This window comes from Stenotrophomonas terrae (genome assembly GCF_039674165.1).
Classification (GTDB): domain Bacteria; phylum Pseudomonadota; class Gammaproteobacteria; order Xanthomonadales; family Xanthomonadaceae; genus Stenotrophomonas; species Stenotrophomonas terrae_A.
Genome location: NZ_JBDJMY010000015.1, coordinates 23,822 through 47,545, shown reverse-complemented (window position 1 = coordinate 47,545; position 23,724 = coordinate 23,822). Strand labels below are relative to the sequence as shown.

General features: G+C 63.4%; 21 protein-coding genes and 1 pseudogene. 10 read left to right on the top strand and 12 right to left on the bottom strand.

Going from position 1 to position 23,724, the window contains the following annotated elements:
- Nucleotides 1-6: 6 nt before the first annotated feature.
- Together ABE493_RS09090 and ABE493_RS09085 are read right to left on the bottom strand one after the other, a co-directional pair.
- Entirely contained in the window at nt 7-720 is a 714-nt protein-coding gene (locus ABE493_RS09090; RefSeq protein WP_346498609.1) for an LrgB family protein, read from the bottom strand.
- Nucleotides 710-1,129, bottom strand: a complete 420-nt coding sequence (locus tag ABE493_RS09085) for a CidA/LrgA family protein (RefSeq protein ID WP_346498608.1) — start codon at nt 1,127-1,129, stop codon at nt 710-712. Before ABE493_RS09085 ends, ABE493_RS09090 begins: the two co-directional genes overlap by 11 nt.
- A 70-nt stretch (nt 1,130-1,199) precedes the next feature.
- On the opposite strand from ABE493_RS09085, the gene ABE493_RS09080 reads away from it, so the two are divergent.
- The 5 genes from ABE493_RS09080 to ABE493_RS09060 all read left to right on the top strand — a co-directional run bounded on the left by ABE493_RS09080 (nt 1,200) and on the right by ABE493_RS09060 (nt 7,659).
- Entirely contained in the window at nt 1,200-2,096 is an 897-nt protein-coding gene (locus ABE493_RS09080) for a LysR family transcriptional regulator (RefSeq protein WP_346498607.1), read from the top strand.
- 508 nt (nt 2,097-2,604) lie between these two features.
- The gene (locus ABE493_RS09075; RefSeq protein ID WP_346498606.1) at nt 2,605-3,135 is read left to right on the top strand and encodes a fimbrial protein; all 531 of its coding nucleotides are present in this window, start codon (nt 2,605-2,607) and stop codon (nt 3,133-3,135) included.
- Between the two features lie 71 nt (nt 3,136-3,206).
- Complete coding sequence (locus ABE493_RS09070) at nt 3,207-3,941, top strand: fimbrial biogenesis chaperone (RefSeq protein ID WP_346498605.1); 735 nt, start codon at nt 3,207-3,209, stop codon at nt 3,939-3,941.
- Between the two features lie 59 nt (nt 3,942-4,000).
- Nucleotides 4,001-6,610, top strand: coding sequence for a fimbria/pilus outer membrane usher protein (locus ABE493_RS09065; RefSeq protein WP_346498604.1), 2,610 nt, complete (start codon nt 4,001-4,003; stop codon nt 6,608-6,610).
- On the top strand, nt 6,607-7,659 hold the full coding sequence (locus tag ABE493_RS09060) for a fimbrial protein (protein ID WP_346498603.1): 1,053 nt from the start codon (nt 6,607-6,609) through the stop codon (nt 7,657-7,659). Before ABE493_RS09065 ends, ABE493_RS09060 begins: the two co-directional genes overlap by 4 nt.
- Nucleotides 7,660-7,945: 286 nt before the next feature.
- Here the strand turns inward: ABE493_RS09060 and ABE493_RS09055 are convergent.
- The 3 genes and pseudogenes from ABE493_RS09055 to ABE493_RS09045 form a co-directional block, all read right to left on the bottom strand.
- Nucleotides 7,946-8,155, bottom strand: a pseudogene (locus tag ABE493_RS09055) (glutamine-hydrolyzing GMP synthase); the annotation flags it as partial.
- Nucleotides 8,156-8,163: 8 nt separating this feature from the next.
- A complete protein-coding gene (locus ABE493_RS09050) occupies nt 8,164-8,820 on the bottom strand; it encodes a LysE family translocator (RefSeq protein ID WP_346498602.1) in 657 nt (218 codons plus the stop codon).
- An 80-nt stretch (nt 8,821-8,900) separates the two neighbouring features.
- Nucleotides 8,901-9,722 carry an AraC family transcriptional regulator gene (locus ABE493_RS09045; protein WP_346498601.1) on the bottom strand — a complete coding sequence of 274 codons (822 nt, stop codon included), beginning with the start codon at nt 9,720-9,722 and terminating at the stop codon, nt 8,901-8,903.
- A gap of 374 nt (nt 9,723-10,096) precedes the next feature.
- Here ABE493_RS09045 and ABE493_RS09040 point away from each other — a divergent pair, with 374 nt between their 5' ends.
- The 3 genes from ABE493_RS09040 to ABE493_RS09030 all read left to right on the top strand — a co-directional run bounded on the left by ABE493_RS09040 (nt 10,097) and on the right by ABE493_RS09030 (nt 12,457).
- Nucleotides 10,097-10,669: a DUF2239 family protein gene (locus tag ABE493_RS09040; RefSeq protein ID WP_346498600.1), complete on the top strand. Its 573-nt coding sequence runs from the start codon at nt 10,097-10,099 to the stop codon at nt 10,667-10,669.
- Nucleotides 10,670-10,761: 92 nt separating this feature from the next.
- Nucleotides 10,762-12,165, top strand: coding sequence for an MATE family efflux transporter (locus ABE493_RS09035; protein WP_346498599.1), 1,404 nt, complete (start codon nt 10,762-10,764; stop codon nt 12,163-12,165).
- A complete protein-coding gene (locus tag ABE493_RS09030) occupies nt 12,101-12,457 on the top strand; it encodes a GIY-YIG nuclease family protein (RefSeq protein ID WP_346498598.1) in 357 nt (118 codons plus the stop codon). The genes ABE493_RS09035 and ABE493_RS09030 overlap by 65 nt, the downstream gene beginning before the upstream one ends.
- 117 nt (nt 12,458-12,574) lie before the next feature.
- Here the strand turns inward: ABE493_RS09030 and ABE493_RS09025 are convergent, their stop codons facing one another.
- Entirely contained in the window at nt 12,575-13,018 is a 444-nt protein-coding gene (locus ABE493_RS09025; protein WP_346498597.1) for a helix-turn-helix domain-containing protein, read from the bottom strand.
- A gap of 94 nt (nt 13,019-13,112) precedes the next feature.
- On the opposite strand from ABE493_RS09025, the gene ABE493_RS09020 reads away from it, so the two are divergent.
- Nucleotides 13,113-13,589 (top strand): DUF2938 domain-containing protein, encoded by a 477-nt coding sequence (locus ABE493_RS09020; protein ID WP_346498596.1) that lies wholly within the window; start codon nt 13,113-13,115, stop codon nt 13,587-13,589.
- A gap of 1 nt (nt 13,590) precedes the next feature.
- A complete protein-coding gene (locus ABE493_RS09015) occupies nt 13,591-14,388 on the top strand; it encodes a class I SAM-dependent methyltransferase (protein ID WP_346498595.1) in 798 nt (265 codons plus the stop codon).
- A gap of 295 nt (nt 14,389-14,683) precedes the next feature.
- On the opposite strand, the gene guaA is transcribed toward ABE493_RS09015, so the two are convergent.
- From guaA to der, 6 genes are all read right to left on the bottom strand, one after another.
- Nucleotides 14,684-16,249, bottom strand: coding sequence for a glutamine-hydrolyzing GMP synthase (gene guaA / locus ABE493_RS09010; protein WP_346498594.1), 1,566 nt, complete (start codon nt 16,247-16,249; stop codon nt 14,684-14,686).
- A 120-nt stretch (nt 16,250-16,369) separates the two neighbouring features.
- The gene (gene guaB / locus ABE493_RS09005; RefSeq protein WP_346498593.1) at nt 16,370-17,827 is read right to left on the bottom strand and encodes an IMP dehydrogenase; all 1,458 of its coding nucleotides are present in this window, start codon (nt 17,825-17,827) and stop codon (nt 16,370-16,372) included.
- 238 nt (nt 17,828-18,065) lie between these two features.
- Nucleotides 18,066-18,965, bottom strand: coding sequence for a bifunctional methylenetetrahydrofolate dehydrogenase/methenyltetrahydrofolate cyclohydrolase FolD (gene folD, locus ABE493_RS09000; RefSeq protein ID WP_346498592.1), 900 nt, complete (start codon nt 18,963-18,965; stop codon nt 18,066-18,068).
- 62 nt (nt 18,966-19,027) lie between these two features.
- Nucleotides 19,028-20,887 (bottom strand): monovalent cation:proton antiporter-2 (CPA2) family protein, encoded by a 1,860-nt coding sequence (locus ABE493_RS08995; RefSeq protein WP_346498591.1) that lies wholly within the window; start codon nt 20,885-20,887, stop codon nt 19,028-19,030.
- Between the two features lie 77 nt (nt 20,888-20,964).
- Nucleotides 20,965-22,104 (bottom strand): molybdopterin-synthase adenylyltransferase MoeB, encoded by a 1,140-nt coding sequence (gene moeB / locus ABE493_RS08990; protein ID WP_346498590.1) that lies wholly within the window; start codon nt 22,102-22,104, stop codon nt 20,965-20,967.
- Nucleotides 22,105-22,317: 213 nt separating this feature from the next.
- Complete coding sequence (gene der / locus ABE493_RS08985) at nt 22,318-23,718, bottom strand: ribosome biogenesis GTPase Der (protein ID WP_346498589.1); 1,401 nt, start codon at nt 23,716-23,718, stop codon at nt 22,318-22,320.
- Nucleotides 23,719-23,724 lie beyond the last annotated feature (6 nt).

Below are 23,724 nucleotides of genomic sequence, written 5' to 3'. Positions count from 1 at the left end.
CAGCAGTTACAGCAGCGCCACCAACAACGGCGCTGCGGCAACATTCACCAAGCCCGCCATCACCATCACCAGGCCGGCGATTGCCCCTTCGCTTTCGCCCAACTCGCGTGCCTTGGCCACGCCCATGCCGTGCGCACCCATGCCGAACAGTGCACCGCGCGCCATCGCACTGCGCACTGGCAACAGCTTCAGCAGAAGCTGGCCGCACAAGGAGCCGCAGATGCCGGTGATGATCACGAACACAGCGGTCAATTCGGGGATGCCGCCAATGCGTCCGGACACGTCCATCGCAAACGGTGTTGTCACCGAACGCGGCGCCAGACTCAGGCGCAACTCGGGCGACAGGTGCAGCGCGCTGGCCATCAACCAGGCCGCGCTGATCGCCGTAACACTGCCCACCAGCACGCCGGCGCCGAGCACCTTCCAATGCCGCGCGATCAACGCCCGCTGCTCGTAGATCGGCACAGCGAAGGCAACCGTGGCCGGCCCCAGCATGGCCATCAGCCAATGCGTGCCGCGCAGGTAGTCGTGATAGTTCGCATGCAGCAGCAGTGCCAGCGCCAGCAACACCAAGGGTGCGGTGATCAAGGGCGAGGCCCAGCCCTGCTGGACGCGGCGGTACAGCCCCTTGGCCAGCACATAGGCGCCCACCGTGACCACGGCCCAGAACAGCGGCCACAGCAGCTGCGCCGGATGGGTGATGAGCGCTTCAACGTTCACTACGTTGACTCCGACGGAACAACCATTCCACGGTCAATGCGGTGGCCGCCATCACCAGCACGGTGCCACCGACCACCACCAGCAACAACTTCAGCCCCAGCCAACCGAACATCTGCCGGTTGTCGAGCAGGATCATTGCCGCCGGCACGAAAAACAGCAGCATTTCGGCAACCAGCCATTGCGCGCCCTGCGCAAACGAGCGCGGCGACAGCCAGCGCAGCGCAAACGCCAGCAGCAGCACCACCAGCCCGACAATGCCGCCAGGCACCGGAACCCCCAACGTTCGCATCAGCCCCTCAGCCAACAGCCAGATGCCAACCAGCAGGCCAATCTGCAGCCAGGTGCTGCGGCGCAAGCGGCGCTTCAAACCCAGGCGACCGCGGCGCAACGAGAGCAGAAACGTTTCCATGCCTCCTATGTACGCCGCCGCCATCCATAATTAAAATGAATTCAATTCATCCCATGGATTCCAATTAAGAATGGATATCCGACAGCTCCGCATGTTGGTCGAAGTGGTCCGCCACGACGGCTTCTCCGCTGCCGCCGAGGCGGCCTTTGCCACCCAGCCCACACTCAGCAAGGCGGTCCGGCAACTGGAGGACGAGCTGGGCGAAGTACTGTTGGAACGCTCGCGGCATGGCGTGCGGCTGACCCCGGCCGGCCAGATTGTTTACCGGCGCGCCTTGGCCGTGCTGGGTGAGCGCGAAGACATGCTGCGCGAACTGCAGGAGTTGCGCGGCCTGCAGCGCGGCGAACTTCACCTGGGCCTGGCCTCGTTGGGCAGCGATGTGCTGTTCGCCCCCGTATTCGCCAGCTTCCGTCAACGCTACCCGCAGATCGAACTGCGCGTGCTCGAACGCGGCAGCGAGGTACTGGAGGAAAGCCTGCGCGCCGGCGAGATCGAGCTTGCCGCCAGCCTGCTGCCGGTAGCCGACGATCTGGATTGGCAACCGGTGCGCACCGAGCCGCTGGTCGCGCTGTTGCCAGGCAACCATGCGCTGGCAGCACGCTCCAGCCTGCAACTGCAGGATCTGGCTGAGGTTCCCTTCGTGTTGTTCGAAAAAGGCTTCATGCTCAACCGCCGCATCATCCAGGCCTGCATGGCGCGCGGCTTCACTCCGCGTGAGGTGAGCCGTAGTGCCCAACCGGACTTCATCGTGGCCTTGGTCGCGGCCGGCTTGGGCGTGGCAATGCTGCCGCGGATGATCGCGCAGGCAAGGCTGCGACCGGATGTGGTGCTGGTGCCGCTGGATGAGCCGGAACTTGATTGGAAGATGGCCTTGGCCTGGCGCCGTGGCGGCTATCTCTCCGCCGCAGCGCAGGCCTGGTTGGCACTGGTGGCAGAGCAGCATGGCGACGCCATGCCAGCGGACTAGTTTCCTACAGCCCGAAAAAAGCGTCGGCCATACTGACCGCAGGGCAGCACCAAGCTCTGTCTGCGAATTCGGCGACCACAAGGCGTGAGTGCCATCCGCTTTTCGCGTATGCCGTGGCCACGCGCCATGGGTAGTTTCCCTACATCCCAATGGATGAGAAGGGAGTGAGCAGAAGGGTGAAACCACAGTGAGGCAGGGCGAACAATCCCGCTGAACAAAGCCGACTGTCGTTTCTAGACTATGCACCTGCTTGGTTACAGCCTGATTACGACCGCAAGGACATCGTTTCGCCGCCACTGCACTGCATCGCACCTGCCCCGACGGGCTTATTCCGTAGGCGGGTGTATGCAAGACGGCCTCTGCATCATCCGCCCCCGGGTGCCTTCCTTGCGCATCACCTTGTTCAGTACAGGATTGCGCCGGCATTGCCTGCGCACTTCCGTCTGACTACCCCGCGGAGCAACGGATCCACCGTGCCTTCGCATCAATACTTTGAAAGGAACTACATATGACGCGCAACACCCCCACGGCTCTGAAGATGGGCGCCGCCGCCCTGGCGTTGACGGCACTGCTGTGCTCTTCCGCACAGGCTGCGTCGGGCTCGATCACCTTCAAGGGCGAAATCGTGCAGTCCACCTGTGACGTCACCACCGCCAGCATCGACCAGACCGTCACCATCGGCAAGTTCCCCACCACGCTGTTCAAGAACGTGGGTGATGTCTCGGCGCCGAAGAGCTTCAGCATCGGCCTGCAGAATTGCGCCGCCGGCACTTACACCCTGCGCTTTGACGGCATTGTTCCTACCGGCCACCCGGAACTGCTGGCAGTCAGCGCAGCGAACGGCATCGGCATCGAAATCCTCGACCACAACGAAAACCTGTTCCCGATCAACCAGGACATCAAGGACCCGGCCGTGGTCACCGTCGGTACCACCGGCACTGCCACGGTCAACCTGAAGGCGCGCTACAAGTCCTTCTCCAAAGAGGTAACCGCGGGCGCAGCGGACGCCAACTCGACGTTCTCGATCGAGTACCGCTAAGCAGACCCAGTGCTGCCGGCACCGTCCGGCAGCACTGTTGTCCCCTGTCCCTCCCGGTAGCAAGCATTCCCATGTCCGCACACTTCCTCCCCTTCCAACGCCCTGCCCTGCACTTGCTGACGGCACTGCTGATCGTCTTCGGCATTGGCGGCCAGGTCGCATCCGCCGCCGTGCACGTTGAGACCACGCGCGTGATCTACAGTGGCAACGCGGCATCGGCTGCGCTCACCCTGAGCAACCGCAGCACGCTGCCTTACATGGTGCAGACCTGGCTTGATGACGGGGACGGCATGCCTGAAGGCAAAGACCTGCCGATGCTGCTGACGCCGCCGCTGATGCAGTTGTCCGCAGGCGAACAGGCCGTGCTCAGGGCGATCTACTCGGGCACCGGTTTGCCGCAGGACCGGGAATCGCTGTTCTGGGTAAATGTGCAGGAGATACCGCCGCGCTCCGAGGCCAGCAATGTCCTGCAGGTTGCCATCCGCACCCGCATCAAGCTGTTCTATCGACCGGCCGCGCTCGACACCACGCTGGAGGAGGCTGCCCATGCCCTTCAGTGGCGCATGGCCGGTGACCAGCTGCAGGTGACAAATCGCAGTTCCTTGCATATCACCTTTGCTGAACTGCAAGGCCAGGCAACAGCCGGCCCCGAAAGGAAAGTCGACCTGGACATGATTGCACCCGGCCAGTCGATGAGCGTTCCGGCCGCGGCGCTCGATCTGCACGGCCGCAGCACACTGCGCTTTTCCTACATCAATGATTTCGGCGGCATCACCGAACTTGCAGACGTCGCCGTGACGCGCTGACGTCTGCGTCAAAGAGTCCAGCCATGCTTCGCACAATCCGCGCCACCCTGCGGAGGGACATGCTTGTCCCTCGTTTGGCACCGCTCGCCGTCGCGCTCAATACCCTGGGTATCGGCACTGCGGTAGCGGCGCCCCAGTTCAACCTCGACTTCCTGCGCGGTGCGCAAAACGAAGACGACGTGGCCATGCTGTCGAGCCCAGGCTCGGTGTTGCCCGGCACGTACCCGTTTTCGGTTTACCTCAACGGCGATGAAATCGCCCGCGAGGATATCCACTTCGAGCGCCTGCCCAACGGCGAGGTCCAGCCCTGCCTGACCCAAGCACGCTTGCGGGCCTGGAGCATTCGCTTACCCAGCGGCCAGCGCGACCCGCAGGGGCAACCCCACTGTGAATCGTTGCCGGCCCTGTTGGCAGGGAGCCAGGTGAGTTACAACGGCAATCAGCAGCGACTCGACCTGCAGGTGCCGCAGGTGCATCTGCATACGCTGCCGCGTGGCTACATCCGTCACGCCCTGCGTGACCAAGGTATCAATGCCTTGCTGGTCGAATATGCCTTGAACGGTTCGCATGACCGGCAGGAACACGCCGACAACGGCAATTACCTGTATGCCTCGATCAACAGTGGGCTGAATCTTGGCATGTGGCGTCTGCGTCACACTGCCAACCTCAACCGCACGGCGAGTGACCGCAACGCCGGCAACCGCACGCACTGGCAATCACGAAGTTTCCGCGCCGAGACCGACCTGGGCTCGCAACGCAGCCGACTGGTGCTCGGCGACAGCTATACCGCTTACGGCGTATTCGACAGCGTCCGTTTCCGCGGCGCCAAACTGGCCAACGACGATGACATGCTCGCATTCAGTCAACGCAGCTATGCGCCGGTGGTTCGCGGCATGGCCATCAATGGCGGCCGCGTCGAAGTGCGGCAGGACGGGCACCTGATCCATTCCATCAACGTCGCCCCTGGGCCTTTCGAGATCAAGGACATCGTCCCCAATCGCATGAGTGGCGAGCTGGAGGTGTCGGTGATTGGCGCCGACGGCGCGGTGCAACGCCATCGCCAGGCGTTCTCCGCCGTGGAAACCATGCTCCGGCCAGGCCTGACCCACTACGAGCTCAGCGCAGGCACGCTGCGCAATGGTGAGGAACGCTACCAACCGGGGTTTGTGCAGGCCACCCTCGCCCACGGGCTTCCCTCCAGCGCCACGCCTTATGGCGGCCTGCTGGTGGCGCAGAACTACCAATCCATCGCATTGGGCGTGGCGCATGACCTGGGCCGTTTCGGCTCGGCATCCATCGACATCAGCCACGCGCGCGCCCAGCTGGCCGGCGGTGGCGACCGCAGCGGCCAGAGCTACCGCGTGCTCTACTCCAAATCCTTGAACGCGCGTGGCACCGAGTTCCGCCTCGTCGGCCACCGCTATTCCACCTCGGGCTACTACGACTTCAGCGACGCGGCCAATGAGCGCGAACAGTGGCGCAATGACCATTACGAACGCTGGGACGAGGACTTCGACGCCAGCAACAGCGCCACATCCTCCAAGCCGGTCTGGCGTCCACCGGCCCGGCAGGCAATAACAAGCGCGCGCTACCAGAACAAGCGCAGTCACCTGGAAGTCGCGGTTGACCAGCGCATTTTCGACGACTACTCGCTCAACTTCAGCTACAGCAGCCAGAACTATTGGGCCGCACATGCACGCGAACGAAATCTTCATCTGGGTTTCAATGGCCGCCTGGGCGCGGCCAACTACAGCCTTTTTTTTCGTGATACGCGCAGCCGCCACGGACACTCCGATCGCAACCTGGGGGTGTCGCTTACCGTTCCCCTGGGCCGCAGGGGCGCGGTTCGCGCCAATGGCGTCAGTGCCTACAGCCACTCCCGCAACTCGGGTGGCAACTACCAGGCGGGCATCAACGGCACGGCCTTGCGCAGCGAAAAACTTGGCTATGGGCTGAACCTTGGCCGTTCCGATCGCGGCGGTTCCGCTGCGGTCAATGCCAATTACACCGGCAGCAAAGGAAGCCTCAGCTTCGGCGCAACCAGGGCGCGTGACTACCAGCAGGTGAACTGGGGAGCCAGCGGGGCCTGGGTGGTGCACGGCAACGGCCTCACCCTGGCGCAGTCTTTGCAGTCGAGCAACGTGCTGGTGCATGCCACCGACGGCGCCGGCATCGGCCTGGAAAACCAGTCGGGTGTGCGCCTTGACCGGCGCGGTTATGGCGTCATTTCCGGCGTGGCCGCCTACCGCAACAACCGCGTGGCCTTGCGCAGCGATGACCTGGGTGCCGACATCGATGCCAGCCGGATCAACGGCACGGTGGTGCCAACCCGTGGCGCTCTGGTACGCATGGATTTCGACACACGCCGTGGCAGCAACCTGATGATCCATTCCCTGCTCGGCAACGGCAAGCGTGTGCCGATGGGCGCGGAAGTGTTCGATCACGACGGCCACAAGCGCGGCGTGGCCGGCCCCGATGGAACCCTGTTCGTCAGCGGCGTGCGTGCCGACGACAGCCTGTCGGTGCGCTGGGGGCAGGAAACCTACCAGGCCTGTGAACTGCACCTGGCCTCGCTGCAGCTGTCCGCCAGCGCCATCAAAAGCCAGGGCTATCGCCATGTGGACCTGCAATGCACCCAATCCGGTGCACAACCCCGAGATCGACCATGACTTACCTGATTCGAAACCTGTGCCTGCTGCTCGTGTTGCTTCTACCGCAGGCAGCGGTGGCCATGTCCTGCAAGGAAACGTTTTCCGAAACAGTCCATCAACAGATCAACCTGCTCAACGACATCGTCATCTCCCGCGGCGATGCCGTGCGCGGCAGGCTGTTGTGGCGCTCGGAGGAGTTCAGCATCAGCTTCCGCTGCCTGGATGCACAGTCCGCGCCCGATGGTGAGTACGCGTTCTTCTATTGGGACCCGGACAACACCATCGCGCAGCTCCATCCCTCCATCGAGGTCGGGGTAACCATCGCCAATACCGACTACCGCATCAACGGCGGGGCCGCGCGCCTGCTGGTCGGCGCAGGCACCATGCCTATGGCAAACCGGGCCAACTGCAAAAAGCACTGGAACCTTTCCAAGGCTGAACGCTGCGCCACATCCAACGTGCTGAGTGTCACTTTCTCGATCTACATCAAGGCAACCGGATTCCCCCCGCCCGCCAATGGCCTGATCAACAACAGCCGCAGTTTAGATCTGTTCCAGGTAGACGGCGATGGCGGCTTGAATACCAGCCCCGGCTCCAACTTCCGCGCGGGTATCGGCGGGCTGGGCCGCATTCGCTTCATTGCCTGCAACCCCGAAATCCGGATCGTGGCCAATTCCGGCAGCACCGTCGACTTCGGCCGGATCCCCTCGTCCAGCATCCATATAGGCGAGACCCACAAGATGTCGTTCTGGATTGAAGTGGACATGACCCACCCGAACGCCGGCGGCCAATGCAGCCAAAAGATGTTGATGGCCACCTTCGACACCGCGAACGGGGTGCACGAAGGCACTATCATCCTGCCGCGCAGCAACGGCAACTTTGGCATCGTGTTGTCCGACCCCGCGAGCAGCGAGCGCTATATTCAGATGAAGAAGACCATCCCCCTCGGCACGGTGAACCACGGCATTAACCGTCACGAATTCAGGACGGCGCTGTTCTGGATGGATGAGAAACCAGCGTGGGGGCCGTTCTCGGCGACAGCCACGGTGACTGTCACTTTCCGCTGATGCGCGCGACCAACGCTCCGCTTACGGACGATGGTTCAACCGGCAGATCCATGTAGTGCCGAGCCATGCTCGGCAGGGGTTCACGGGTAAAAACCTCGCTCAGCATGGCTGGGTAAAAACCTTGCCGAGCATGGCTCGGCACTACAGACCTTCTCGCGCGTTGATCGCGGCTGCGTTTGCTGGCGCCCTGACAGGCCAGCCCAGTGCCGCCACACAAACAAAGAGCCCACGCAGGACGTGGGCTCCTTGTTTCAGCGCAGCAGTGAACCGTACCGCCGCAGCGGACTCACTCCCACTCGATCGTCGCCGGCGGCTTACCGGAGATGTCGTAGACCACGCGCGAGGCGCCGCGCAATTCGTTGATGATGCGGTTGGAAACGCGGCCGAGGAAATCGTACGGCATGTGCGCCCAATGCGCGGTCATGAAATCGATGGTCTCAACTGCACGCAGCGCGATCACCCACTCATACGAACGCGCATCGCCAACCACGCCTATCCCCAGAGTCAACGTGACGTTCCATAGTCCAGCGCCAGCGTCGTGATGACGCCTGCGGCCAGCAGGATAAGCACCACGCCGGAAAACCTTTCCAGCCAAGATAGTGCGTTGGAAAAGCGCCGCAGCACGGCTTTATTGCCAATCAGCACCGCTACCAGCAGATCCCATAACAGCACCACGGTGAACATCCAAATTCCATAGATCGCCTTCCAACCCGTGCCTGCATTGGCACCGGTGAGCATCGCTGCCAAACTGGCGTAGAACAACGCGTTCTTTGGATTGAGGATCCCCGACAGGAAGCCCATACCCGCAGCACGCAACCAGAACACGGCAGCGACGCTTTCCCTGCGCTGCACATCAGCACCGGGGGCGAACTGCAGGGAATTACTGCCCGCATGGCGAAAGAACAACCAGCCCAGGTAGAGCAGGTAAAGGCAACCGGCAAGCTGCAGGGCGATGAATGACGGGCTTCCTGCACTCAACGCAGAGAAGCCCACGAACGCAGCAACGATGAACACCCCATTTGCCAAGGCGATGCCCAGGCATGCTCCGCTGGCAATGCGCCAACCTGACGATGCAGAGCTGCGTGCGATCAGGAAGAAATCGGGGCCGGGCGACAGCAGCGCCAGGAAGTGCGCGGTGGCGATCAACAGGAACTGCTGCATGCAAGCTTGCTTCTCGGGATGTTGGCTCCGCGAAGTGTGTTGCTATCGCCGCGTTGTGTATTGAACAAAATTGCGCGCGGCTAGGCGCGGTAACGCCCCGGCGTCGTACCCGCGTGAGCCTTGAACACGCGTTGAAAATGACTCTGGTCGGCAAAGCCAAGACGCAGCGCAACTTCCGCCAGATCAGCCCCGCGCTGTAATTGTTCACGTGCGAGGTTGATGCGCTGATTCAACTGCCATGCGTGCGGGGTCATACCAGTAACCGCACGAAAAGCGCGGATCAGCTGATAGCGGCCCATGCCGGCCATCTGCGCGAGTTCAGCCAGTGGCCGCACCGCGCCGCCCTCGTGGCGCAGCATGTCCAGCAATGGCTGCAGCAGCTGCAAGTACGCTGCTGCATTGGATGCTGCGGCAATTACCTGAGCGTCGGCACTGTCGCAATCACCGATGAATTCGATCAGCGCAGCTTCCTTGTCATCGGCGCAGGCCTCGGAGAACAACAACGCGTTGAGCCTGCAGAAGCGGGCGTAGAGCACGGGCTGGCGAGTGATCCGAACCGTTTCTGTTGCCACCTCACCCCACTGAACACCGCTCTCTTCCCGCACCGTCGTCAGCCACTGCGCATCCAGATGCAGCATCTGGTAACTCCAGGCGCTGCCCGCTTCTGGATTGCATGCATGCACGCGCATTGGCGGCACGAACACCAATGATCCAGGCTGTAGCGCAACCGCGCCGCCAGCGGCCCCAGTGAACACACTTGCCCCCTTGTCCACCGCACCGATGGAAAAGGTCGGATGGCTATGTGCCCGGTAGCAGGCGCGGCTGTCACAGGCCCGCCTGCTCTCAACAAAGGGCATGGCCGGATCGCGCCAGAAGCGGGTTGAATTCACGGCTTCACTCAAGACAGTTCCAACGGATCCTGTTTCACAATCCAGCCAATCTATCGCGAACTGCGGCGGATGGGTGTTCGCTTGGAGACGCTGCGATCTCAAAAGCGCAGCTTCGCCAGCAGATGTCTTTTCAATTTTCCAAAGCAGGCGAGCAGCGCCTCACATGCGGCCAAGCAATGCCTGCGCCTGGCGAGCAGTGCGCCATCGCATGGGCGAGCACCATCGATGCGATGGGATCGCAGTGGCCATGGACGTCAACGACAAACTGGCTACCGGGCTGCGTGAAGACAGCACCTGCCTTACGTTGCCGGAAAGGCCAACGCCGGCCGCCCTATTTTACCCGGATATTATTGACCAGACAATTTAACCCGGATAATATTCGCCACATGGACCAGAACCCTGCACTCACCTATACCGCTTTCCTGAAAGGGCAGCGCCTCGCCACCGGTCCTTTGCATGAGGTCGCCGTGGCGGTGCTGCGTGCGCAGCAGTCGCAGCCTGATGAGAACCCGTTGGTTTTCAACAATGCCACCGGCCAGTCTGCTGACCTCGATCTGCGCGGTGATGAGGAAGCTGTCGCTGCGCGCTACACACGTGCTGCGCCGGCACAACCCCCCAAAGGGCGCGGCCGCCCCAAACTCGGTGTGACCGCGCGGGAAGTAACGCTGCTACCCGAGCATTGGGACTGGTTGGCGGCGCAGGCCGGCGGTGCATCCGTAGCCTTGCGCAAGCTCGTGCACGAAGCGCGGCGCAAGGACAGCGGCGCGGACCAGCTACGGCAGGCGCGCGACCGCGCCTACAACGCCATGTCCACGCTGGCCGGTGACCTGGCCGGCTTCGAGGAAGCCGCGCGGGCGTTGTTCGCCGGCGACCAGCAGCGTCTGCTGGCGCAGATGGCCGCATGGCCGCAAGACATACAGGCCTACGTACTGCAACTCGCCGAACCTGCGCCCGGCTAAGCCCGGCCTCTTCCTGCTGATCTTGCAAACCGCGCGCGGCTCCGGCTGCAGCGTTGCGGGTACGGCTATGCCCGCGATCCACGAGAACGTACATGAGCACGCCAGACACCCCCTCCTCTTCCAAGCCGGCGCGAACCCTGCGCATGCACTATCTGGCACTGCTGACGCCCTTGATCCTGACCCACGCGCTGCAAAGTGCGGGAGGGCTGCTCGATGGCTTCTGGCTGGGGAGCCTGCTGGGCGTGCACGGCATCGCGACAGCCGCATCGTTCTTTCCTGTGTTCTTCCTGCTGCTGTCGCTGATCATCGGGCTGGGCGCCGGTGCGACCATTCTTGCCGGACAGGCATGGGGCGCCGGTGATGCCGCACAGCTGCGGCGCGTGGCTGCGACGGCTGTTGTGGCTGCACTTGGCGTCGGGCTTGTAGTGGCGGTGGCCGGGGCATGGGCTGCGCCGTGGCTGATGCAGGCGCTGGGCACGCCGCCGGACATTCTGCCGGCCGCGGTGCTGTATGCACGCGCGATGTTGCTGGTGATGCCCTTCGTGTTTGTCACCTGGGCTGGCCTGTCGCTGAGCCGTGGCAGCGGCGACGTGCAGTCGCCGATGTGGGCCTTGCTGGTGGCGACGCTGGTGGGTGCGGTGTGCACGCCGTTGTTCGTAGCAGGCATATCGTTGGGCGCGGCTGGCGTTGCCGCCTCTACGCTCTGCGCACAGCTGGCTGCGCTCACTGTTTTGATCCGGCGCTGGCGGCATGGCGGCCATCCGCTGGCTGCAGGTGCTGGCTGGCGCGGCTGCAGACCCAGTGCGGCCACCGCCAACCGCATGCTGCGCATCGGCCTGCCGGCTGCACTGCAGATGCTGGCCATGGCGCTTGCCGAGATCGTGTTGCTCGGCTTGGTGAACCGTCACGGGTCGGCAGCGACCGCCGCCTATGGCGCGGCGACGCAACTTTTGAGCTGGGTGCAGTTCCCGGCGATGAGCTTTGGTATTGCCGCAGCCATCTTCAGCGCGCATGCGGTAGGCGCGGGTCGATGTGAAAGGCTGCCGGCAATCGTGGCGATGGGAGTGCGTTTGAACGCAGTAATCACCGTGCTGTTCGTGCTGGCTGCGCATCTGCTCGCGCCCTTCGCGCTGCGCGTTTTCCTGGAGCCCGGGCCAGTGCTGGAGCTGTCGGTCGCCATCGTGCGCACCGTTGCCTGGAGCGTGGTGTTGCTTGGTTGGAGCAACATCCTGGTCGGCTCAATGCGCGCGAGTGGTGCCGCGTTGGTGCCGGCGCTGCTGAGCATGGCTGCAATCCTTGCCGTCGAATGGCCGCTTGCGATGGCGCTGGAAGCCCGCTTCGGCCCCACTGGCGTGTTCTGGGCCTGCCCCGCTGCATTCCTGACCATGCTGGTGCTGCACAGCTTCTATTACCGTCACAAGGAGAAAAAAGATGGACGCATCCCTCAACCAGACATCGCGCCAAGCGCGGCGGGCGGCCGCTCGCCTGGCGCGTGACGCCTTCCCGCCAATGGGCATCTATGCCATTGACGACCGGGCAAGCGGATATCGCATGCTCGGCGCGAGTCGCAATGTGCACGCGGCGTTGAATCGCGCGCGCTTCGAGCTGGGCATGGGCAAGTATGCAGACCGCGTGCTGCAAGCCGCGTGGAACCGCAGCGGCGCGGACGGGCTGCGCTTCGACGTACTGGAACTGGTGAAGGAGCGCGAAGACGCAAACTTCGATTACGCGGCTGAACTGAAAGCGCTGGAGCAGTGCTACCGCGAGCTGGAGGGCTTGCAGCGATGAACCATCCCGTTTGCCTGAGGAGGCCGTCGACGCGCGCGGCCTCAGTGTTCGTGTTCGACGACCAACAGGCAACCATCCGCATCCCTCGCAGGCCACTTCGTCTCGACGCGCATCCGCTCAGACGTCAGCCCGTGTACTGCGCTTGCCCGGCGTCAAGCGGGCGGCGTCCGGCTTCAACCGGCCGGTGGCTGCGGCCTTCAGCAGGCGCTGGAAGGTCGGACACTGAAGATGATTGTCAGCTGGGCATGCGGCGGCGTGGCGCAGGCCATCGCTCATGGCCCGCAGGCGTTTTATGGTCGCGTCGATCTCCTCGGCCTTGCTCAGCAGCAGTGCCCGATCCACGTTCGGCGCGCCATGCGGCGAGAGCATGCTGCGGATCTCGTCCAACGACAGCCCGCCGGCCTGGCCCAACGCGATCAAGCTCAGCTGGTCGAGCACGTCGGCCGCAAAGTGGCGCCGGCCACCAGCGGCGCGGCTGGCCGTGATCAATCCCTTGTTTTCGTAATACCGCAGCGTGGAGGACGGCAGCCCGGTTCGTCTGGCGACTTCGGCAATGTCCATCGCAGTCTCTTGACTTGAAGTTGACTTCAACTTTTACCATGCCCGCGTGTGCAGATGAATCGACTGCAAAGGAGGCGTTATGACGTGGATGGATATGGCGCGGGTGCTGCTGGTTGGAATTGGCGCGACATTGGTGATGGATCTGTGGACCCAGGCCCTCAAGCAACTGGGCGTTGCCACGCTCGACTACGCATTGCTTGGGCGCTGGGCAGCACACCTGGCCAAGGGCAGATTCGCACATGCCAACATCGGACAGGCCGCGCCGATACCGGGCGAGCAGCTGCTTGGCTGGACCATGCATTACGCCATTGGCATCGCGTTCGCGGCTTTATTGGTGGCGGTTGCAGGCTGGCCATGGCTTGGCGATCCGTCGCTGATGCCCGCCTTGGCCGTAGGCATGGCAACCGTTGCCGCACCTCTGTTCGTCATGCAGCCGGCCATGGGCGCGGGCTTCATGGCATCGAAGACGGCAACGCCGTTGAAGAACTGCCTGCGCAGCTTGGCGACGCATGCCGTGTTCGGGCTGGGGCTCTATCTTTCGGCTACGCTGATCAGGTTCTGTGAGGCTTGATATGAAGACCAATGAAATCCGCTTTCGCGATGGCCTCGCCTATGAGCGCTACATGGGAATCTGGAGCCAGCTTGCCGGCGAGGTGTTTCTCGATTGGCTGGCGCCAGCAGCCGGCCAACGCTGGCTGGACGTAGGCTGCGGTAATGGCGCCTTCACCGAGAGGGTGATCGCGCGCTGCGCGCCAAGCTCGATGCATGGTGTGGATCCATCCCAGCAACAGCTGGCCTATGCACGAGCGCAGCCAGCACTGCAGGCGGCAGTATTTGACGAAGGCGATGCGATGGCATTGCCCTACGAGGACGCTGCCTTCGATATTGCAGTGATGCCGCTGGTGATTTTCTTTGTCCCCGAGCCCGCTCGCGGCGTAGCCGAGATGGCGCGCGTGGTTCGTCCCGGTGGCAGCGTCGCCGCGTACGCCTGGGACATGCTGGGTGGCGGATTTCCCTATGAAATGTTGCTGGCACAGATGCGTGGGCTTGGCCACGCAGTCCCCTCGCCGCCCAGCCCGGAGGCTTCACGCACTGAGGCATTGCGGGAGTTGTGGAGCGACGCTGGTTTGGAGGCGATTGAAACCCGCGCAATCGAAGTGAGCCGCACGTTCGCTGATTTTGAGGACTTCTGGTCGACAGCGCTCGGCGCACCGAGCGTCGGTTCAACGCTTGCCGCGATGGCGGCGGATGAGCACACGCTGCTCAAGGCCAGGATCAGTGCCCTGTTGCCGGTGGATGCCGAAGGGCAAATCACTTGTCGCGCCCGTGCCAATGCAGTGAAAGGTCGCAGAGCGAACCCGGCGCCCTGAGTGAGGCGAATTTCTGCAATGCGCGTAGCGAAGCTCACTGCGCTGGCCCGGCGCTTGTCTGTGGGAGCGGCGTCAGCCGCGAAGCTGGCGTTGCTCAATTACCCGCTCAGCAGCCATGTCATTCGAGGATGTACGAGCTTCGCGGCTTACGCCGCTCCTACAAAAGACAAAATCCGATGCCAGAGGACTGGCATCGGATTCTGGGTCACGCACTATCGACCAAATGAACAGCATTAAGCACTACGCGGCCGGTTGGCTTGTTGCTGCCAGCTACCGGGAGGCACCAGATGCCCGATCACTCCCACTCGATCGTCGCCGGCGGCTTGCCGGAGATGTCGTAGACCACGCGCGAGACGCCGCGCAGTTCGTTGATGATGCGGTTGGAAACGCGGCCGAGGAAATCGTACGGCAGGTGCGCCCAATGCGCGGTCATGAAGTCGATGGTCTCAACCGCACGCAGCGCGATCACCCACTCATACGCACGCGCATCGCCCACCACGCCAACCGACTTGACCGGCAGGAACACGGCGAACGCCTGGCTGGTCTTGTCGTACAGGTCAGCGGCGCGCAGTTCTTCGATGAAGATCGCGTCGGCCTTGCCCAGCAGCTCGGCGTACTCACGCTTCACTTCGCCGAGGATGCGCACACCCAGGCCCGGGCCCGGGAACGGATGGCGATAGACCATTGCACGCGGCAGGCCAAGCTCGACGCCGAGGCGACGCACTTCGTCCTTGAACAGCTCGCGCAGTGGTTCGACAAGCTTGAGCTTCATGTCTTCCGGCAGGCCACCCACGTTGTGGTGGCTCTTGATGACGTGTGCCTTGCCGGTCTTGCTGCCGGCCGACTCGATCACGTCCGGATAGATGGTGCCCTGCGCCAGCCACTTGGCATTGCTGAGCTTGTTCGACTCTTCGTCGAAGATCTCGACGAACAGGTTGCCGATCACCTTGCGCTTGGCTTCCGGATCGCTGACGCCTTCCAGTGCCTTGAAATAACGGTCGGCAGCGTTCACGCGCACGACCTTGACGCCCATGTTGTCGGCCATCATCTGCATGACCTGGTCGCCTTCCTGGAAGCGCAGCAGGCCGGTGTCGACAAACACGCAGGTCAGCTTGTCACCGATGGCCTTGTGCAGCAGCGCAGCAACCACCGAGGAATCAACGCCGCCGGACAGGCCCAGGATCACCTCATCGCTGCCAACCTGCTCGCGCACGCGGGCGATCTGGTCGTCGATGATGTTGGCGGCGGTCCACAAGGTGGCGCAGCCGCAGATGTCGGTGACAAAACGCTTCAGCAGCGCTGAGCCCTGCTTGGTGTGGGTCACTTCCGGATGGAACTGCACGCCGTACCAGCGCTTGTCTTCATTGGCCATCGCGGCGACCGGAATGCGGTCGGTAACGGCAGTAATGGTGAAGCCCGGCGGCACGTGGGTGACGTGGTCGCCATGGCTCATCCACACATCCAGGCGCGGCTCGCCGTTGTGGTCGGACAGACCACCCAGCAGCGCATCGTTGCCCTGCAGTTTCACTTCGGCATGGCCGAACTCGCGCTGGTCAGCGGCTTCGGTACCGCCGCCCAGCTGCTTGGCCATGGTCTGCAAGCCGTAGCAGATGCCCAGCAGCGGCAGGCCGCTGTCGAACACTTCCTGCGGCGCGGCGGGTGCGCCGGGCAGCGTGGTGGTTTCCGGGCCGCCGGACAGGATGATGCCCTTGGCACCAAAGGCGGCGATCTCGGCCGGATCATGGTCCCACGCCCAGATTTCGCAATACACGCCAAATTCGCGGATGCGGCGCGCGATCAGCTGCGTGTACTGTGCGCCGAAATCGAGGATGAGGATCTTGTCGTTATGGATGTTGGTCATGAGCGAGAAGTAAGTAGATAGGAGTGAGAAGTGAGAAAAGGCGGCATCGCCGGCGCTGTATAGAAGAAGAGGAGCTTGGAGCTTGATCTCGCTCCTCACTCCTCTTCACTCACTCCCGCTTCAAGCGCGGTAGTTCGGCGGCTCTTTGGTGATCTGCACGTCGTGGACGTGGCTCTCACGCTGGCCGGCACCGCTGATTTTCACGAAGTTCGGCTTGGTGCGCATTTCTTCGATGGTGGCGCAGCCCACATAACCCATGGTCGCGCGCAGGCCACCGATGAGCTGATGGATGATGCCACCGACCGGGCCGCGATACGGCACGCGGCCTTCAATGCCTTCGGGCACCAGCTTGTCAGCGGTAGCCGCGTCCTGGAAGTAGCGGTCCTTGGACCCCTTCTCCATTGCCGCCAGCGAACCCATGCCACGGTAGCTCTTGTAGGAGCGGCCCTGGAACAGTTCGGTTTCGCCCGGCGATTCTTCGGTACCGGCCAGCAGGCCGCCGATCATCACCGTCGATGCACCGGCGGCAAGCGCCTTGCCGATGTCACCGGAATAACGGATGCCACCGTCAGCGATCAGTGGGATGCGATCCTGCAGCGCTTCGGCAACCAGGTCGATCGCGGTGATCTGCGGCACGCCGACACCGGCAACCACGCGGGTGGTGCAGATCGAGCCCGGGCCGATGCCGACCTTGACCGCATCGGCACCGCAATCGAGCAGTGCCAGAGCGGCTTCGCCGGTGCAGATGTTGCCGCCGACGACCTGTACGTTCGGGAAGTTCTTCTTCACCCAGCGCACGCGGTCCAGCACGCCCTGCGAATGGCCGTGCGCGGTGTCCACCACCAACACGTCAACACCGGCAGCAACCAGCGCTTCGACGCGACGATCGGTATCGCCACCCACGCCAACCGCAGCACCCACCAGCAGACGCGTTGCGGCGTCCTTGGCAGCGTTGGGGTTGTCGGTCTTCTTCTGGATGTCCTTGACCGTGATCAGGCCGCGCAGTTCGAACGCGTCATTGACCACCAGCACTTTTTCGATGCGGTTGCGGTGCAGCAGCTGCAGCACTTCGTCCGAGGCAGCGCCTTCCTTGACCGTGATCAGGCGATCCTTCTTGGTCATGATGTGGCGGACCGGATCGTCCAGCTCGGTTTCAAAGCGCATGTCACGGTGGGTGACGATGCCGGCCAGCTGGCCGTCGCTGCCCACCACCGGCACGCCGGAGATGTTGTGCGCCTGCGTCAGTGCCAGTACGTCGCGGATCGTGGTTTCCGGGCCAACGGTGATCGGGTCGCGGATCACGCCGGACTCGAACTTCTTGACCTTGGCCACTTCGGCCGCCTGCTGCTCGACGCTCAGGTTCTTGTGCAGGATGCCGATGCCGCCGATCTGCGCCATGGCAATGGCAAGACGTGCTTCGGTAACGGTATCCATGGCAGCCGAGACAATCGGCAACTTCAACCGCAGGTCGCGCGTCAGCCGCGTGCCGAGGTCAACGTCCTTAGGCAGAACGATGGAGTGAGCGGGGACGAGAGAAACGTCATCGTACGTTAGTGCTTCAGCCTGGATGCGCAGCATCGGCGTGCCCGGTAGATGTGGGGAAGCGCGACATTTTACCCTTATTTGGCCGCCGATGGCAGGGGGCAGGTGCGACGCAGTGTCGCGCTGGCGGGGACGTGTTCAGGGATTGGATGCCATGTAGTGCCGCGCCATGCTCGGCACTACAGTGATGCTGTACGAGGAAAGCCTCTGCCGAGCATGGCTCGGCACTACAGTGATGCTGCCTCTGCCGAGCGTGGCTCGGCACTGCGCGGCTTCAGAACTTCAAGCCTTCAGCGCTGGCCTCGGCCGCCTCGATCGTGTTCTGCATCAGCGTGGCCACAGTCATCGGACCGACACCGCCCGGTACCGGGGTGATCCAGCTGGCGCGCTGGGCTGCGGCCTCGAAACCGACATCGCCGACCAGCCGGCCATCCTCAAGCCGATTGATGCCGACATCGATCACCACCGCGCCCGGCTTCACCCATTCACCCGGGATCAGCTGCGGGATACCCACCGCCACCACCAGGATGTCGGCGTTGCGCACGGCCTGCTCCAACACGTCCTTGGGCGTGAACTTGTGGCAGCTGGTCACGGTGCAGCCGGCGATCAGCAGTTCCAGGCCCATCGGCCGGCCGACGTGATTGCTGACGCCAACAATGGTGGCGTTGCGGCCACGCACCGGCTGATCGGTGTGGCCGAGCAGCGTGGTGATGCCGCGCGGCGTACAGGGGCGCAGGCCGAACTCGCGCAGCACCAGGTGGCCTACGTTCTGCGGGTGGAAGCCATCCACATCCTTGCGCGGGTCGATGCGCTGGATAAGACGGTTGGCATCGGGAATGCCCGGCAGCGGCAGCTGGATCAGGATGCCGTGGATCTTCGGGTCGGCATTGAGCTGGTCGATCAGATCCAGCAGCTCAGCCTCGCTGGTGCCCTCGGGCAGGTCGTAATCAAAGGCCTCGATGCCGACCTTCTCGGCGGCGCGACGCTTGTTGCGCACATACACCGATGAGGCGGGGTCGCCGCCCACCAGCACCACGGCCAGCCCCGGACGGGTGCCACCGGCCGCCAGACGGGCGTCGACGCGCACCTTCAAATCGTCGAGCAGTTCCTCGGCGATACGGCGGCCATCAAGGATGCGGGAGGTCTGCGGGGAGGCGTCGGCGAGGACAGTCATGGGGCATGGCGATGAACACGGGGGCGGCTATTGTCCCTGATTACGGCCAGCGCCACACCTTGTCATGGTCCTGGCGTGGCGCCTGAATCGGAAACCGGCTCCTCCCCTGCCCCGGCAATCGCGTCCGGGTTGAGGGGGCGCGACTCACGCCGCGGCGGGGTGAACGGCGTCGGTGTCGGCGCTCCGGGGGTATTGCGGTACATCAGACCGGTGTCGGCCTGCAGCCCGCCACCGGCCATTTCCAGCTCGAAGCGCTCAGCGTCACGGCGGCGGATTTCGCGCGCGACAACGTCGGCCTCGTCTTCATCCACACCCAGCTGCATCAGTGCCACACGGCCAAACTCCACCGCCGACTCGAAGGTTTCGCGGATCTGGAAATCAACACCGGCATGTATCAGCGACAGCGAATGCTCGCGGTCGAACGAGCGCACCAGCAGCTTGGCCAGCGGAAACTCATGCCTTACCAGCTCGACGATGCGGTCGGCAGCAACCCGGTCATCCACGCAGACCGCAATCGCACGCGCGGTTTCGGCGCCAGAAGCGCGCAGCACGTCCAGCCGGGTGCCGTCACCGTAATAGATCTTGAAGCCGAAACGGCCAGCACTGCGGATCATCTCGATATCGTTGTCGATGATGGTCACGTCCACATCGCGCGCAAGCAGCGATTGGCTGGACACCTGACCGAAGCGACCAAACCCAATTACCAGCACGCTACCGGTCAGCCCATCGGCCGCATCCACGCCTTCAGTGGAGACCTGCCCTTCTTTTACCAGCAGGCGATACACCAGCATGCACAGAGGTGTCAGCGCCATCGACAACACCACCACCGCGGTCAGGTTGGCGTTGACGTTTGCGTCGATCACGCCCGTTGTCGCAGCAGCGGCAAACAGCACAAAGGCAAACTCGCCGCCCTGGGCCATCAGCACGCCACGGTCCAATGCCTGGCGGTGATCACTGCCCATTACCCGCGCCACACCGTAGATGCACAGCGCCTTTGCCAGCATCATCGCCGGCACCAGCAGCGCAATCACCTTCCAGTTCGATGCCACCACCGACAGGTCCAGCGCCATGCCCACGCTGAGGAAGAACAGGCCGAGCAGGATGCCGCGGAAGGGTTCGATATCGGCCTCGATCTGGTGCCGGAAAGTCGATTCGGACAGCAGCACGCCTGCCAGGAACGCGCCCATCGCCATCGACAGCCCGCCCAGTTGCATCAGCAGCGCCGCGCCCAGCACCACCAGCAAGGCAGCCGCCGTCATCACCTCGCGCGCCTTGGCCGCAGCGAGGATGCGGAACAAGGGATTGAGCAGGTAGCGGCCGACCAATACCAGGCCAACGATCGCACCCGCACCGATGGCGATGCTCAACCAGCGCGAACCCTCGTGCGCACCCGCCTGCACCGGCGCCATCCATGCGACAACCGCCAGCAGCGGCACGATCAGCAGATCCTCGAACAGCAGGATGGAAACGATCTTCTGCCCGGACGGCAGGGTCAGGTCACCACGCTCGCCAAGCAACTGCATCACCACCGCCGTGGAGGTCAGCACGAAACCAGCGGCAGCGATGAAGGCAATCTGCGGGCGATAACCAAACAGGATCGCCACGCCGGTGAGCACCAGCGCGCAGGTAACAATCTGCGCCGTACCCAGGCCGAAGATCTCCCCGCGCAGGCTCCACAGATGCGAAGGCCGCATCTCCAGGCCGATCACGAACAGGAACATCACCACGCCCAGCTCGGCCACGTGCAGGATGGCCTGCGGATCGGAGAACCAACCAAAACCAAACGGACCGATTGCCAGACCGGCAACGAAGTAGCCCAGCACGGAACCCAGCCCCAGCCGCCGGAACAGAGGCACGGCCACCACCGCTGCGCCGAGCAGGGCGACTATCTTTACCAGTTCCGCTGAGGATTCCGCTGCCATGCCGCATCGCCTTGTAATCGAGTAGGCGCACGATAAAGCAAAAACCGTGCAGATCCGGTCACTGCCCGCCGCTCAGTTCAAACGGTGTGCGCGCAGAAGGCGGCGTAATCGATATAGCCGGGGAACGGAGTACCAGGAGCACACACCGGGCATGCGGGATCTGCAGGTATGCGGGTTTCGCGGAAACGCATCTGCAACGCATCAAAGCGCAGCAGGCGCCCCACCAGCGGCTCGCCGATATCCAGCAACAGCTTGAGCACTTCGGTTGCCTGCATGATCCCGGCCAGGCCGGGCAGCACACCAAGCACACCCGCCTCGGAACAGTTGGGTGCGAATTCAGGCGGCGGCGGCTCCGGGAACAGACAGCGATAACACGGGGCGACACCGCGCTGACGGCCGGCATCAAACACGCTCACCTGCCCGTCAAAACGCTCGATAGCCGCATAGACCAGCGGTCTGGCGTGCTTGATGCAGGCATCATTGAGCAGATATCGCAGCGGAAAATTGTCCGAGCCATCCAGCACCACGTCCACGTCCTGCAACAGCACATCGATATTGGCCGACGTCACACGCTCGGCGACCGCCTCCACCTTGATGTGCGGGTTCAGCGCCAGCAGCCGCTGTCGCGCGGAATCCACCTTGGCTGTACCCAACGACGTTTCGGTATGGACGATCTGCCGCTGCAGGTTGCTGCGTTCGACCACATCGTCGTCGACGATGCGCAAGCGCCCTACGCCGGCTGCGGCCAGGTAGAAGGCCGCAGGCGAGCCCAGGCCACCGGCGCCCAACACCAGGACCGTGGACTGCTGCAAGCGACGCTGGCCCGCTTCGCCGACCTGCGGCAGCAACAGATGGCGCGAATAGCGATCGTAGAAGTCGCGCTCGCCTGCATCCAGCAACGGCTGCACCAGCGGCAAACCCTGCGCGCGCCAGGCGACGGTGCCGCCGCTTACCGAGGACAGGTTTGTGTAGCCGGCACCCAGCAACGCCTGCGCCGCGTCAGCTGAGCGCTTGCCGCTTTGGCAGATGAGCAGGATGTCCCGGTCCAGCGCTGGCAGGTGCTGCGCAGGCGCAGCAAGCAGGTCGGCCTTGGCGATACCGACCGCACCTTCAGCCATGCCTCCTGCGCGCTCATGCGCTTCCCGCACGTCGATCAACAATGCGCCATTGGCGTGGCAGGCCCGGGCCTGTTGTGGTGTCAGTTCGCGGATGCTCATGACTGGATTATCGGCCAAACGCAGCGGGCAGCGGAAACGAACCGCGCCGGGGCCGCCTGTATGCGCCAAACCCCGCGAATGCGACGACGACATCAAGCGGCGCAAACGCCGCCCCATCCGCGCGCAACAGCCAAGCGGCAAAAAACAAAAGCGGCCTTTCGGCCGCTTTCGTCTACATCGCCCCGGGAACTTGAACCGCGTCCCGGGTGCGAATCACTTCCTGCCCTTGACGTGCTTCATCAAGCGCCGCTTGGCCTTGACCTGGCGGTCGGTCAATACGTTCTTCTTGCCCTCGTACGGGTTGGCACCCTCACGGAACAGGAAGGTCACCGGCGTACCCACCAGCTTGAAGCGCTTGCGGAAGAAGTTCTCCAGGTAACGCTTGTACGAATCCGGCAGCTCCTTCAGGCGCGTACCGTGCACGATGAAGGTCGGCGGATTGCTGCCACCCGGGTGCACGTAACGCAGCTTGGAAACATGGCCACGGATGCTCGGCGGCGGATTGGCCTCATAGGCCACTTCCAGCGCCTTGTTGACCTCGGCCGTGCTGAACTCATGCGTCGCCGAGGCGTGCGCCCGGTGAATCGCCTTGAACAACTCGCGCAGACCGGAGCCGTGCAGTGCGGAAATCCGCACGTTCTCGGCCCACGGCACGAAGCCGAGCTTCAGCGACAACAGGGTTTCAGCCTGCTGCTTGTCGTACTCGCTCAAGCCGTCCCACTTGTTGATCGCAATGACCAACGCACGGCCGGCATCCAGCACCGCGCCCAGCACGCTGGCGTCCTGATCGGTCACGCCCTCGTGGGCGTCCAGCATCAGCACCGCCACCTGGCACTGCTCGATCGAGCGCAGCGTTTTGACCACGCTGAACTTCTCGACCACTTCCTCGACCCGCGCCTTGCGACGCAGACCGGCGGTGTCGATCAGGCGGTACAGCTGGCCCTCGCGCTCCAGATCCACCGCAATCGAGTCACGGGTGGTACCGGGCACTTCGGACGCAATCATCCGCTCCTCGCCGAGGATGCGGTTTACCAGCGTCGACTTGCCCACGTTCGGGCGGCCAACGAAGGCAATGCGGATGCGATCCGGATCGTTGTCGAGGGTCTCGGCGGTGCCTTCTTCGGGCATGCGCTCGACAATTTCCTCAACCAGATCGTCGATGCCCTGCCGGTGCGCGGCAGAGACCGTCAGCATCTCGCTGAAGCCATAACGGGAAAACTCCGAACGAACGGAATGTTCGTCCGTGCCGTCGATCTTGTTGATCAACAGCAACGTAGGCCGCGCAAGTTTGCGCAGCCAAGACAGGATCTCGTCATCCAGGGCCGACGTGCCATCACGCGCGTCAACAACAAATACGATCAGATCCGCCTCACCGGCGGCGGCTCGGGCTTGGCGCGCGGTGGCGCCAGCCAGCCCTTCCTCTTCACCGGCGATACCACCGGTATCGACGATCAGGAAGGGATTGTCCTCATCAAGACGGCAGACACCGTAATTGCGATCGCGGGTAACACCCGGCTGGTCATGGACCAGCGCATCGCGCGTACGGGTCAACAGATTGAAAATAGTGGACTTACCGACGTTCGGTCGTCCAACCAGGGCGACCAAAGGCAGCATCGCTAT